Here is a 13,601-nt window from a genome sequence, read left to right on the forward strand (position 1 = left end):
TATAACCGTGTCGAAATTCAAGCCAGAGGAGTGTGATCCCTGTCGAAAGACGGAAATCAAAGCAAGTAAATTTACACGTCATTTACTTGCGTCAAATGCAACAAGGGTTGGGGTAGAAGCGATGACACTGATTGACAGGCGCAACGATACGGTTGCGGGTAACCAATATATTGTGTTGAGGGATACTGGGCATGTACGCTCGACACACTTCTCGGATCGATCAGACGCCAGAATTGGCGGGCCGCAGCGACGCAGTTTGGAATCCATAACCGGCATGCTTGAACGCATCGGCTGCGGCTATCTCGTGCTGGACCGCGACAAGAAAGTAATCGAATGGAACACGGCCGCTCAAGACACGCTTGAACGCCAAGGCGAAGCGGCCGATACGGCCTGCGAGCTTTCTGCCGGGCTGAGGCGGCTGGTTGCGAATGTTCCGGTGCATTTCCAGCCAGGCTCACTGTCATGGGTGGTGATCCGCAGCAGAGGCGACAGGCCGGTGATCCTGAACGAGACGGGCGTCATCGCTCCTGACGGGACAAGCATCGTCGCATTGCTGGATCGGGAGAACACGTCGGCGGCAAACCCTCAGACATTGCAAAGAATGTTCGGGTTGACCAGCGCGGAAACGCAGCTGGCGTTGCGCCTGGCTCATGGCGACGCGCCTTTGGAGATCGCCCGCAGCTGGCACCTCAGCCGCACGACGATTCGCTCCCAGCTCGCCTCGCTGTTCGCCAAGACCGAGACAAGGCGCCAGGCGGAGTTGGTGGCGCTTCTGGGGCGCATTTCGGTCCTGCCATGAGATAGGCGCCGGGGTGTCACCGGATTCACGCGATCGGAAATCGCGTTGCAACGCAACCGCGGCGCTGCGTTGCAGAGATCCGTAGGACGGCCGGCCACGTGTGGCGGATTTCACCTATATCGACGACATCGTCGAAGGGGTGGTCCGCCTGCTTGCCATGCCGCCGCATCTGGATCCGGATTGGGACAGTCGTACGGCCGATCCCGCCGCGAGTTCGGCACCAGGACCTATCCGGACCTACAATGTCGGCAATGACCGGCCCGAAGAAATCAACCGCCTGATGGCGATCATCGAGACGGCCCTTGGCCGCCGCGCCCTTCGCGTCGACGTTCCCTTACCTCAAGGCGATGTACTGGAGACCCACGCCGATGTGAGCGATCTTCGCCGGGCTGTCGGCCTCGCCCCGGCGACAGCTCTCGAGGATGGCATGCGCCCGTTTCGTCGAATGGTACCGGGATCTCATGAAGGGCCCGCCAGCCGAGAACGGCAAACGTTCATTCAAGCTAGGGGCGCGGGAACCACCGGTCGCAATACCTATTCAACATGCATCCGGTTCAATGGTGAGGGACACCACGGCAGGATCGACAGCTGTCATTTGCCAACCCTCAAGAACCAATTCCACTGCTGGCCGCCGATCACGCCTGGCCTGATCGAGAGCAGGACAAACACCAAGCCAGGCAGGATCTTCAGTCGCTTGCCGATATAGATAGCCATGGCAACGCTCCAGATGCCCAGCGCAAGCGCGACACCCACGGCAGCACCAATCGGGCCGTACATCGCGACGCCCAAGGCACAGGCTATGATGTTGGCCACCGCACCGGCAATCATGGTCGTGGCGGCGGCCCATTCGTTTCCGGTCATTGCCAAAAGATTCTGCTGAGGCCCGCACAGCGCGACAAAGATATATCCCAAGATGAGAACCCGAGCGATTGGCGTTCCCGCGTTGTAGCCCTCACCGAAATAGCTCAGGAACGGTTCGACAATCACCATCAACGGGACGGCCACCACGATGGCGCCGCCAGCAGAAAGCAAGGTGGCCCGCGCGAACAGCTGCTGCAGGCCTTTGCGGTCTCCCCTGGCATGCAGATCGGCCGCTGTTGGCGAAAACATGGTAGCGACGGCGATGCGGGAGAGCCCCACAAGCATCGCGACGTTCAACGCCAGGGCGAATATACCCGCTTCGCGGATATGCTGGGTCCACCCCAACACCAGCACTCCGGCCCGGCTGACAAACACATCGAGACCGGTGATGAGCATGAGCGGAGGGACGGCAAACCACCATTCCTTCGCTTCGTAACTGGGCCGGGCCTGCCGCAGGCCGGGCGGTTCAAACTTCGCCGCCGTGATGAACACCAGCCCGACCGTGATCGCGGAGCTTATCAGCACCGCCAGCATCACCTCCGGCGCATGAACGGCCCGCAATCCGGACTTTGCCATCATCGCCACCAACACCAGCAGGAGCCCATCTCGCACGATGCGCTCCGGCAATAGCGCCGAGACGACGCCGCCAAAAGCACGTACAAGCGTAGCGCCGATAGCATAAGCGGTAATCAAGGGGACGGCCGCCATGCCAAGCATAATGCTTGTATCAAGTCCGTTTTGCGTATGATCCGAAAAAAGGAGAACCAAGGTAGCGCCCGTTATCCCGAATAGCGACGCCGCCAACAGCGATCTTTGCACCGCGAATTTGATCACCCCTCGTGCCAGATCAAGCCTGCCATTGGCTCTATAGGCAGGTACAAAACGCAACAAGGATACGTTGAAACCGAGCGTTGCCAGGTAAGCGAGGACGGACGTCCATGCCAGAACGTAGGAATAGATCCCGTAGTTGCGAGGCCCGATGAGCCGTGCAATGGCCAGCTGTGCAAGGCTGGTCAGTCCGGCACCTCCGATATAGATCAAGAGAGCGAAGACGCTCGCTCGAGCGAGCCGGGAGCCCACATCCTTATTCCGCAAAGGCGCGGCGATCGTGGGAGGAACGTCCGTGGGACGGTTCGGAGACTTTGCATAAAACCGAGTATCGAGACCTGAGGTGACACTGCTATCGAGAGAGCGTTGTCTTTGGCCTCCAGCCGTAACTCCCTTATCTGTCCGCGAAAGTGCGGAAATGATTTGTTTCTCGACCTTACAAATGCCGTTGAATTTCGATCGACCGTCGGCGTTTTCCACGGAAATGACTTTTCGCCCGGAAATGGCGAGGAGATCATTTATAGATTCAAACACACCAAGAGAACGCATATTCACGTTCATGTCAGCTTCGAAAATTCGCTCCGCCGGCGGCTCGCGCTCCATCCGTCGCCGCAAGCGATTCTCCACGACCACAGATGGCACCACTAGCCTGACGGTGAGGTCGGCCGGCGGCGCGAGGCTGAGCGCCTTTGCGAGCGTGGCATGATCAGTGCTCCCGTTGAATGCCGCCAGCGATCCAATCGCTTGAACGTATCCTTGATCGAATATTATGATTTCGGACGATTGCTTCGCACGGCTCCAGCGACGCGAAAGGTGCAAGATATATTGCCAGATTCGAGCGCGCCATATTCGCCTTTTTGGCGGTATCAGCCGTACCAACGACAATGAAATGAAAAGATCGTTCGGCCTTCCTCTGGAAGAAATCAATATTCGTGCGGTCGAAAGGATTGCCGATACGATTCTTGAGACGAACAAAAAAATCCCGAGATCGAAGCTTCCGGCCCTGGTGCCGGGTTTGTAGCTGAGAGCGACCTTGGCGTGATAGCCTTTCCCACGCAACTGCTCTGCGAGCGCGTGCGCAAACGTTGTTTTGCCGGATCCTGGGGACCCGAAAAATTCGATGATCATTCCGGGTCAGGTCCCATCATGGGAACGCACTTGGTTCCCGGGAATATTCCTTCGCGGCTGGAGACGACGGCCTTCATCAAACCCTCGCCAGCAGGAGGTCGGCGCTGTCTCCAAGCCTGTAGCCAGCATGCTTCTTGAGATTCACCTGGGTGAGCACACTTCCCACGGGAACGCTGACGGACCCACCGGCTCGCAGTGATTCCAGAACGCCGCGGGCAATGCCGCGCCGCGTCCTGGCCCAGCGGACGGCAAAAAGCACTGCATCCGCCCAGCGCTTCAGAAGCCTGGTTTCGGGCCCTCCGAGGCCCAGGGGTCCGTTTATGATGACGACGTCGTAAACCGAGAGCAACTCATCGGTAAACTGGGACCTGTCCACCGTGGACAGAAGCGTCAGCAGGTCATCCGACGGTGCTGGAGCGGCCATGAGATCGATGCCGATTTCTGGCATTCTCGTGACCGCGTCCTGCAGCACACAGCGGTCACTCACATAGTCCCCAAAGGAGTTGCGAGCCCTGACGGTGCTGAATTCGCCCCGAAACTCGTTCGTGAGCCGCACGTCCTTGCGGTCAAGGTCGAGGAAAAGCACCCTTCCTCCCAGCCGTGTTGCCGCAAGCGCCAAACTCCATGCCAACTCGGTCTTGCCATCGTCCTGGAGACTGGACGTTATGAGGATGATGTGTGGCGGATGCCCCCTCCCCTGAGTTGGCGCAGCGGTGACAAGAACGGACGTCACGGCACGACTGAACGGCGAGGTCAGCTGGCTCAGAACCAGATGCTGCAACTGTTTCGCGTGAAGTCCCGAAACCTTGGGAAGCAGCCCCACGCACGGAATCCCAAGCTCGGCTTCGGCCTCGGCTTCACTGCGCAAGGTCTGATTGAAGGCGTTGCGGACCATGACGAAAATCGCGCCCATTAGGCCGAACACGATCATGCCGGGCGGGACCAGGAAAACTGCCGGGAGCGTCTTCGGAGTTGACGGTGGCCATGCCGTCGAAAGGATCGCTACACCGGGTGAAGGAGCGGCGATGTGCTGTATCAAATCCTGTCGCCGGCCAAGGCGCTCGTTGTATCGCTGCGTTACGATGGCCACCTGAGGCTCGAGGGCACGCAAGCCGGAAAGCTGGCTCGCGGTGTCGGCCACCGCCGTGTCGAGCACCCTTTCGTGTTCTTCCAGCGCCGCGACCTGGGCGCGGTAGACTTTTGCCTCGGCTGCGATGCGCGCGATGTCCTGTTCCATCTCACGGTTGATCGCATTCCCCAGATCCTCGTCCGCACCAGCGCCCGGCTGGCGAGCCACCAGGTCGGCCAGCACCGGCGATCCGATTTCTTCAGCGACCGCCGAAACGGGCGCGCCCGCCTTCCGCAGATCCTCGATACGTTGAAGACGCGCTTCCGAGGCGGAGAGATCGGCTTTCGACAGGGAAATCTGTCGGCTGAGTTCCGCTCTCTCATTGGCCGCATTGTTTGCCGCACTTTGATCGACGGCGCCGTGGGTCAGCCGATACGTCTCCAGACGGTTGGTTGCGTCGACCAGATCGCTTTGCACTTGCGGCAGGCCGGCGACCAGCGATTGCAGTTCGACCTGATCCGATGCACGTCGTTTCTGTATGAGGTCGTCAATATAGACCTGAGCGAATGTGTTCGCGACAAGCGCAGCACGAGCCGGATTGGCATCGGTGAAGCCGATGGTGATGACCCGCGACCGCAGCTCTTGTCCGACCCTCATTCCGTTCCGAAGCGCCTTGAGCTCGGCCGCGTCCGCCTCTTCCGGACTTCCTGCCGCCGGCTTGCCCTGTGGCCAGACCCGGTTCAGGAGATCGCCCACGAACGAGCCCGCAGTGTGCTGATCGGCGGGAACGAGGCTGGAGCCACTTTTTCCGGCAGCGTTGGCTGCCTCCGCTTTGCGCAGCGACGCCAGAACTCGGCGCAAATGGGCTTGCGAGGAGAGCATCGTCAGATGGTCATCGATGCTCGAATCCAGCAAATCCTGAACGGACCCTGCGCTGCCCGAGGTAGCACCGCCGGTTGGAGCGTCGATGATTACCTGCGTCGCCGCCTCATACAGCACCGGACGAGCAAGACCGGCGAGACCAGCAAGGACGCCACCCAGAACGGCGATGGCAAGCAAGAACCATTTTCTCGTCGCCAAGGTGACGACAAGCTGACGGAAAGGAGACGACGGCTCCAGGGGCTCGCTTAGCGGTTGCCTCATCCGCGGATTTGTCTCAAGCGCAGCGACGGCCATTTGCGTGGTGCGCGGACGTTTGGCGCGGCCAGCTACGGAACCTTCCATCTCAACCCCCTGTCAGTTCGATATGGTGAGAGAGGCGCGTTGCCGGCGCCGGTGGTTGCGTGGCTTCGTTGCGCCACGCCTGGAACATGAGCAGAGGCCACAAATCGCGGGAATGATCTTGTTTTCCCTGCAGGTGATCGCGCCAACAGGCGCCGACCTTTGCAAAGTCGACAACTCCGTCTTCCGAGAGGCGTATTGTGGCGATGATATCCGTTGCCCAGGCGCGCAGGGGCCCTTTCAGCCAAGCTCCGACTGGAACGTCGAAACCTTGCTTGGGCCGATCGACCAGTCGCCGCGGGACATAACGATCAAGGAGCTGGCGAAGTATCCATTTACCCTTGCCATTCCGAACCTTGGCATTGGTCGGCAGTCGCCAGGCGTATTCGATGACGCGATGGTCCAGGATCGGGCACCGCCCCTCGAGGCTGTTGGCCATGGTGGCGCGATCGAGCTTCACCAGGATATCGCCGGGCAGATAGCCGGTCATGTCGTCGAACAGCAGACGGGATAGCAGGTCGTCGAGCTCTGCTGCACGGGCCTTGGTTGCCGGCGGCCTGTGATGAACAAGGTTGTTGGCCGAGGACTCGGTCAGCCGCTGAAGCAGTTCGTCCTCATTTGCAGCCGCGAGCAGGCGGGCGAGGCGATTCAGGCGGTCACTGCGCAATCCGTGCCGCGCGTTCGCCGAAAGCGGCAGCCTGCCGAAGATATCTTTCCGGGAGGCCTGGGCCAGCAATCCGGCCCCAGCCGCCAACATCCGGCGAAGTGGGGATGGAAGCTCATGCTGTCTTCTGAGGCGGGCCGCCAGGAAGTGCCGGGAATAGCCCGCAAAGCACTCGTCACCACCGTCGCCCGACAGCGCTACGGTCACGTGTTGCCGGGCGAGGCGCGACACCAGCAGTGTCGGTATCTGTGACTCATCGGCGAACGGCTCGTCCCAGATCCGTGGCAGTTCCGGAATGACCTCACGCGCGGCGGCCGGTGAAAGGTGAAGTTCGGTGTGGTCGGTGCCCAGATGTCGTGCAACCGCTGCCGCATGAGGGGCTTCGTCGAACCCGCTCTCACCGAACGCGATGGTGAAGGTGCGGACGGGCTTCCGCGACTGTGCCTGCATCAGGGCGACGACCGTCGAGCTGTCGATACCACCCGACAGAAAGGCGCCAAGCGGCACGTCGGCGACCATTCGTTCGCCGACGGCAAGGCGAAGCAGACGATCGAGCTCGGCCGTAAGTTCCTCGTCACTGCCGGTGAGCGGTTCCCGCAGCGCCGTGCTGGCGACATCGGCCAGCGACCACCAGCGTCGAATGCGACGCGCAAGCGAGCCTGCACCGCGGGTATTGGCGAAATCCGCCGCCGTCACGGAAAGGACGGAACCGGGTGGCAGCTTGAACACGCCCTGCCAGATGCAACTGTCATCCGGCACCCACCCTTTCGAAAGCATTGTCGCCGCGGCGTCGACATCGAGTTCCGGGGCGAACCCGGGGAAACAAGTGATCGCCTTCAGCTCCGAGGCAAAGACGAGCGCCTCGCGTGTCGAGGCGACGTAGAGCGGCTTCTTGCCCATTCGGTCGCGGGCGAGGTGAAGGATACGGTTCTTCAGATCCCACAGCGCGAAAGCGAACATGCCGGCGAAGCGCGCGAGCGCGGCGTCGAGACCCCAGCTTTCAATCGCGCACAGCATGATTTCGGTGTCGCTGGTGCCACGGAAATGGTGGCCCGCCCCTTCCAGCTCGCGGCGCAGATCGCGAAAATTGTATATCTCGCCATTGAAGGTAATGACGTACCGGCCGCTGGCGGAGTGCATCGGCTGCCGGCCCGCCTCCGACAAGTCGACGATGGCCAGACGCCGGTGGCCGAAGGCGATCCCGGCTTCGCGGCTCATCCAAAATGCCTCGCCATCAGGTCCACGATGACGAAGGGCCGTCATCATCGGCCCGATCGCCCGTAGCGCGTTCGTATCGGCCGCGTCGGGCGCCAAGAGAATTCCAGCGATCCCGCACATCCTAATATCTCCTCTGGCGAACGATGGCGGGGATCGCTTGAGGCGTCCCCGCGACAAGGCAGAGCGTCACGGAGAACCACACGATCGGATGGCGGATAATCAGGTGCGGAGCACTGAACACAACGATCGATACCATGAGCGCCACGAGGGCATCCAATCTCGCACGCCAGGCGGACAAGGCGGCGGAGCCGAGGATCCACAAGAGCGCCATGACTGAAATCAAGCCACCCTGGGTATAGAGATCGAGGATCGTGCTATGGGCCTCGAAAGGCCGAGGCAGAAACTGCTGATTGGTGATGGGGGGACGTTCAAGGTGAGGCCCGGGGCCGAGGCCGAGCGACCCAGATCTTGCTCCCTTGTCCAGTGCCTCGTCCCAAAGGTAGAGGCGAAGCTCGGCGGTTTCCGCGGTCGCTTGCCCGCCCTTGTCCTTGGTAAGGCTCTTGGCGAAGTTTTCGGCGCTGGCGGCGTCGCCGAGGGCGTAAGGCGCGACGGAGATCGCCAACGGAACGAACGCAACCGTGAACAGGAGGGCAATTTGCCGTGAAAGGCTGACCTTGCCGCCATCGATTGCAAGCCAAGCCCGAATCCGCAGCCCGAGAAGGATCAGGCAAGCCAGGATTGTCGTGTAGAGATAGGTATCGCTCTTTGTCAGCCTTCCGACGTAGAAGGTGAGGATCAGGCTGGTTAACCCAAGGCACCTCCCCCACGGATTGCGGGTGGTTACGGCAAGATGCAGGGCCAGCGGACCAAGGAGAGCGCAATAGAGCGCAAGCTGGTTCGGATTGTCGGACCAACCGCTGAAGCGGTCCCAATACCAGGGATTGACGCCAGATTGATGGATCCAGCCCCACCCAAGCCCCAGTTGAACAACAAAGCATGCATTCGCGACGGCAATGATCCACCAGCCCGTGTTGCGTAGACGGCGACCGGCGTCGGGCTCCGCCGCGGCCAGGCAGGTGATGAAGACCAACAGCACATACGCCATCGTGTCATGCATCAACGGAGCGATGAACAGGACGGTCGTCAGATAGCCGACGATCGTCCCAACACTCAGGGCAAGCGTCAGGATCAGCCAGAAACGTGCAAGCTGGGCCAGGGCCGGCGTGAACTCCAATCGGCCGCCCGCGAGAACCCGCACGATCGACAGCAATATCCAAAGCGCGAGGAACAATTCGCTGTAGCCGAACGGCAGGCCTGGGATGCTGAGTCGGACCGCATAGGACATTGCGATGCCGCAGGCCAGGAGCGCATCACGGATCATTGCCGCGCCTCCCACAGTCGGGGGCTCCGCGCGCTCTCTTCCATCAGGATCGCGGGGGCTGATCGAGCTAGACTGCCCCGGTACTTTGCCCCGAGGACGGTCTTGTACAGCTCGCAATACTGATCGACGACCCACGACAGCGAAAAGCGCTCCCGGACAAGTCCGACGGAACGGCCGCCCATGATTTTTCCACGGGCGCGATCGGACAGGATCTCGATTATCCTGGATGCGAAGCCATCCACATCGCGCGGCGTGACGAGATAACCGTTCCAGCCATCTTCAACCACGTCATTGCAGCCGGGCATCCGCGAGGCGACGATCGGCAATCCGGACAATCCCGCCTCCAGCAGGACACGCGGAATACCCTCGCGATATTGCGTCGGAAACGCGAACAGATCGGCCATGCCAAGGAGGGCCGGAACATCCTGTCGCGATCCCAAGGCAATGACGTGAGGCGCATATCGATCGATATCGGCCTTGTTGACCGCGAACGGTCCCTCCGAGTCCTGCGGACCGACAAGGACGAAACGCGCATCGGGTCTTTCGGAAAGGACACGGGGAACCGCCTTGAGGAGGGTCGGAATCCCCTTCTGGCGGGTCAGGCGGCCGACAAAGATTATGATTTCGGCCGACTGAAGCCCAAGGCTCTCGCGCATCGTCGTGGCCGAAGGGCCACGATACCTTGCTGTCGAGAATGCCGTCGGGTCGATGCCAGAACTGCGGACCAGCCGCGCTTTGTCGTGACCAACCAGCCGATAGCGTTCGAAGAAGGCCTGATCGTCGCGATTCTGGAAGACGGTCATGGCTGTCCATAAGGATGCCAGTCCCTGAAGGCCGCAAAAGATCGGACGCAAGGCCAGAGCCCGCGGTTCGAGGGACGAGAATGTCCAACCAAGGCCATTGATGGTGCGGACAACCGGCACCTGCCCGCGCACGGCCAAAGGGGTCAGAAGATTGGGCTTGGTGTCGAAACTTTGAACGATGTCCGGACGCAGTTCCGACATCAATTTGCGGACCGCGCCAAGAGCGCCCCATTCCCCGCCGCCACTGGTAAAGCGGTCAAATCCCAATCGGCGATGCGCAATGCCATGAAGAGAGAAGGCGTTGCCCACATCGCTCGATACGGCGGTGACCCGGAAGCCCCTTTCGCGCAGCGCCAGCAGGAACGGAATTCTAAGACGATGATCCTCGCCTCCAACACAGACCAGGTGGGGGTTCATCCTGCCCCTCCAGGACGCCGGCGGTATCCCGGTCGCGCGAAATGGCTGGCTCTAGAATCTGCTCTCATGGTCCGGCTTCATTGCCCCTATGCGCACGACACCCAAATCCACGCTAGGAGCAGGCCTTCCCGCTGTCCTCGTCTGTTTGAATGAAGCAGGGCTTCAATGATGCGGCGATGCACCTGAACCCCTTCATGTCGGATCGGCGAGTTCGGCCGGAATCATTCGTTCTAACGATGCCACGGCCAAGATGGTCGCGTACGACACTGCAAAGCCGGTCAGCAAAAAAGGGGGTCGTGTTGGAAGCGTTCGAGCGCACGCGTTCTTCAGAAGGCCTGCCTTTGCGCGCCTTGCAGTCCGTCCCGAGGCCGGCGAAGGAGCGGGATGTCGCGATGACGCGCGACAATGGTGCTCAAGACGGTTTCACATGGAAGCAGGCATCCACCCGCCCTCTGGACATGGACGGACCGGCAAGCACTGCCTTCCAAACGATGTGCGATGACTTCTCCGAAAAATCGGCGTTCTGGCACCTCGAGAGAATTGTCGGGAAATATCCGGACAAGATCGCGATCAGCGACGGCTCGACATCCCTCAGCTTCCTGGAATTGTTGAACGCGGTCCAAAACCTGGCAGGTGCGATTGCCGGTTCAGTTCCAATGGGTGCGGCAGTCGGGCTTCTGATCGGGAATACCCTCTGGTACCCGGTGGCCATGCTTGCCGCCATGCGTGCGGGCAGGCCCGCCGTGCCGCTAAACCCCCGGGATCCATTTCAGCGCCTCGCGGCGATTGCCGCCAGCGCGGGACTGGCTGCAATCGTAAGGCCAGGGCCGGGCAAGCCGGCAGGCTGGCCTGATGCCTCGTCCCTGAAATGGATCGATGCGGGAAGCTGCATGGCCGCAACGCCGGACGGCATTCTACCGGCGCTGCCACCAGACGTGCCGGTCGATTCGCCGGCGATCGTCCTGTACACGTCAGGCAGCACCGGAGCCCCGAAAGGCGTCGTGAACAGCCAGCGGGCGATCCTCCAGCGGGTGCAGCAATATGTCGATGCTTGCCACATCGGCCCCGACGATGCGTTCATGCCGTTGACCGGCCCGGCGACGATCGCGGGCTGCCGCGAGATGATGACCCCGATGCTGTGCGGCGCCACATTGTATCTTTTGGACATTGAGAGTGCCGGCATCCGCGCTGCGCGCGACAATTTCCAAAAATGGCGGGTGACGATCGCCTATCTCGTGCCGGCGCTGCTGCGTGTGTTGATGACCGATTCAGCGCCGGACGCATTCTCGTCACTGCGGGTCGTGCGGGTCGGCGGAGAAAAAGTGTTGTGGTCCGACATCGACCGGCTTCGCGACAATGTCCCTGAGTCCTGCCTTGTCCAGATCAGCTATTCGTCCACGGAAACGACCGGCACGCAGTGGTTCCTGCCGAGGGATTACCCGGAGTGCGGCGCGACGGTCCCGGTCGGCTTCGTCCTTCCCGGCATCGAATACACCGTGGTGGATGAGAATGGATACGAGGTCGCCCCCGGCGACGAAGGGGAGTTGCTGATCAGGGGCAACTACACCACGCTCGGCTATTGGGCGGACGGGGGACATGTCCCTCTTCGTGCAAGCTCCGCCAATCCCCGGCTTCGGATCTTCGCAACCGGCGATCTGGTCAAGGTCGACGGCACCGGAATGATGTGGATCGTCGGACGAAAGGGACGCCAGATAAAGATCAACGGAAGACGGGTCGAGCCTGCCGAACTGGAACTCGTCCTGCGCCGGGCGCCCCAAGTGAGTGATGCCGTCGCCGTGGTGACGGACGCGAACGAACTGGTGGCCTTTGTCGTTCCCGCGAGAACTGGCGCAAGCGAAATCATACCCGAATTGCGGGACTTGATCAGGACAGCCCTGCCGCCGGCAGTTCATCCAACGCGACTGCACAGTATTGCCGAGATACCGCAGCTCAAGGGCGGCAAGGTCGACACTGTCAAGTTGCGGGAACTGGATCGCGCACTGAACGCGCAAGACGCCCAGAGCCCGCCAGACGCCCGGCAGGCGGTGAACCCGCTCGATTTCGAAGGCGTGGCAGCGGCCGTATGGGAGAGGATACTTCCCGGCAAGAAGGCGGCTGGCAGCCATTGGGACGATGCCGGCGGCGATTCACTGAAGCTGCTGCAATTCGTCATGGAACTTGAGACGGCTCTGGGACGGGAACTCAACTTGGATGCCTTCACCGTCGGAATGAGTTTTGCCGACGTCGTCAGGGCAGCGTCCGCAGGGCAAGATACAAGCGGCGTGCTCGTCGAGGCGTCCGACCCCAGGCCGCTTTTGTTTATTGTGCCGGGATCGATCGGCTACGGGCCAAGCCTGGCGGCTTTCGGTGTCGAGATGAGCGATGTCGCCAGGGTTGTCGCCATTCGCTATGGCGACCTCAACGATCTACTGAAGGGGCATGGCACCATACCGCGGATGGTGGATGCGGTTGTCGAGCAGATCAGCCAGGTCCAGCCTGATGGCGACGTGAAGCTGATCGGCTATTCGCTTGGCGGCGGCGTCGCGTTCGAGGTTGCCGCCAAACTTGTTGCAGCGGGTCGATCGGTCACGTTCCTGGGAATCCTCGACACCAATATCGGGCCTGGGCAGCACGATTACCGTGAAACTCTCGCTCGCACCGTCCAGCGCATCCGTTCGCATAGAGTGACGGCGGATCGCATGATGTTACGGGCTCTCGCGAAAGCATTTGCCAGATTTGGCGCTGAAGCCCTGCTCGCCAGGGGCATCGACTGGCTGAAATGGAGGGCTTTCGCCAGAGTGCGGTTCATTTTGCGCCTTGAGCTTGAGGAAATCCTGCGGATGCGCGCATTTGGGCAATGGCTGGCGCAACCGAAGACCGCGTTGCCGATTACCGCCACCCTGTTTCGATGCAGGCGTACAGGGGTTCCGACGGATCTTGGCTGGAGTGCCTTTTTTGCCGATCTGAGCATAGTCCCGATCCTCGGCGGACACCTCGATATGCTCATCGAACCGTATCTGAGCCACAACCGTCCTTTGATAGAAAGAGCCTTTCTGGTGAGCGGCGCATAGCGCGTGGACGACCGCCATCCGCACTCTCCGAAGCGGCTGGAATGAACCAGCGCGATCCTACGCTTTCTGCAGTCCACAACAAAATCCAGCAGTGCCGCCGAGGCAGGAACAGTCCAGTCCTGCCTTGCCACGCTGGAAATA

8 protein-coding genes are annotated in these 13,601 nt (G+C 61.0%); 3 read left to right on the forward strand and 5 right to left on the reverse strand.

The genetic code is table 11. The features are described from left to right. The first annotated feature begins 121 nt into the window (after nucleotides 1–121). Both FJ930_RS09745 and FJ930_RS30345 read left to right on the forward strand, forming a co-directional pair. The gene (locus FJ930_RS09745) at nucleotides 122–799 is read left to right on the forward strand and encodes a helix-turn-helix transcriptional regulator (RefSeq protein ID WP_141837129.1); all 678 of its coding nucleotides are present in this window, start codon (nucleotides 122–124) and stop codon (nucleotides 797–799) included. 100 nt (nucleotides 800–899) lie between these two features. After that, nucleotides 900–1,505: a hypothetical protein gene (locus FJ930_RS30345; RefSeq protein WP_246676851.1), complete on the forward strand. Its 606-nt coding sequence runs from the start codon at nucleotides 900–902 to the stop codon at nucleotides 1,503–1,505. Here FJ930_RS30345 and FJ930_RS09755 read toward each other — a convergent pair. From FJ930_RS09755 to FJ930_RS09775, 5 genes are all read right to left on the reverse strand, one after another. Next, entirely contained in the window at nucleotides 1,391–3,616 is a 2,226-nt protein-coding gene (locus tag FJ930_RS09755; RefSeq protein WP_141837131.1) for a lipopolysaccharide biosynthesis protein, read from the reverse strand. The genes FJ930_RS30345 and FJ930_RS09755 overlap by 115 nt on opposite strands. A gap of 76 nt (nucleotides 3,617–3,692) precedes the next feature. Beyond that, on the reverse strand, nucleotides 3,693–5,909 hold the full coding sequence (locus FJ930_RS09760) for an exopolysaccharide transport family protein (RefSeq protein WP_141837133.1): 2,217 nt from the start codon (nucleotides 5,907–5,909) through the stop codon (nucleotides 3,693–3,695). Nucleotide 5,910: 1 nt separating this feature from the next. Further along, nucleotides 5,911–7,908, reverse strand: a complete 1,998-nt coding sequence (asnB, locus tag FJ930_RS09765) for an asparagine synthase (glutamine-hydrolyzing) (protein ID WP_141837135.1) — start codon at nucleotides 7,906–7,908, stop codon at nucleotides 5,911–5,913. A gap of 1 nt (nucleotide 7,909) precedes the next feature. Further along, entirely contained in the window at nucleotides 7,910–9,169 is a 1,260-nt protein-coding gene (locus tag FJ930_RS09770) for a polymerase (RefSeq protein WP_141837137.1), read from the reverse strand. Next, nucleotides 9,166–10,389: a glycosyltransferase gene (locus FJ930_RS09775; protein WP_141837139.1), complete on the reverse strand. Its 1,224-nt coding sequence runs from the start codon at nucleotides 10,387–10,389 to the stop codon at nucleotides 9,166–9,168. The genes FJ930_RS09770 and FJ930_RS09775 overlap by 4 nt, the downstream gene beginning before the upstream one ends. A gap of 149 nt (nucleotides 10,390–10,538) precedes the next feature. On the opposite strand from FJ930_RS09775, the gene FJ930_RS09780 reads away from it, so the two are divergent. Beyond that, complete coding sequence (locus FJ930_RS09780; RefSeq protein WP_246676853.1) at nucleotides 10,539–13,460, forward strand: AMP-binding protein; 2,922 nt, start codon at nucleotides 10,539–10,541, stop codon at nucleotides 13,458–13,460. Nucleotides 13,461–13,601: the final 141 nt, after the last annotated feature.

Origin of the sequence: Mesorhizobium sp. B2-4-15 (assembly GCF_006658505.1) — a bacterium.
In the GTDB taxonomy this organism is placed as follows: Bacteria; Pseudomonadota; Alphaproteobacteria; order Rhizobiales; family Rhizobiaceae; genus Mesorhizobium.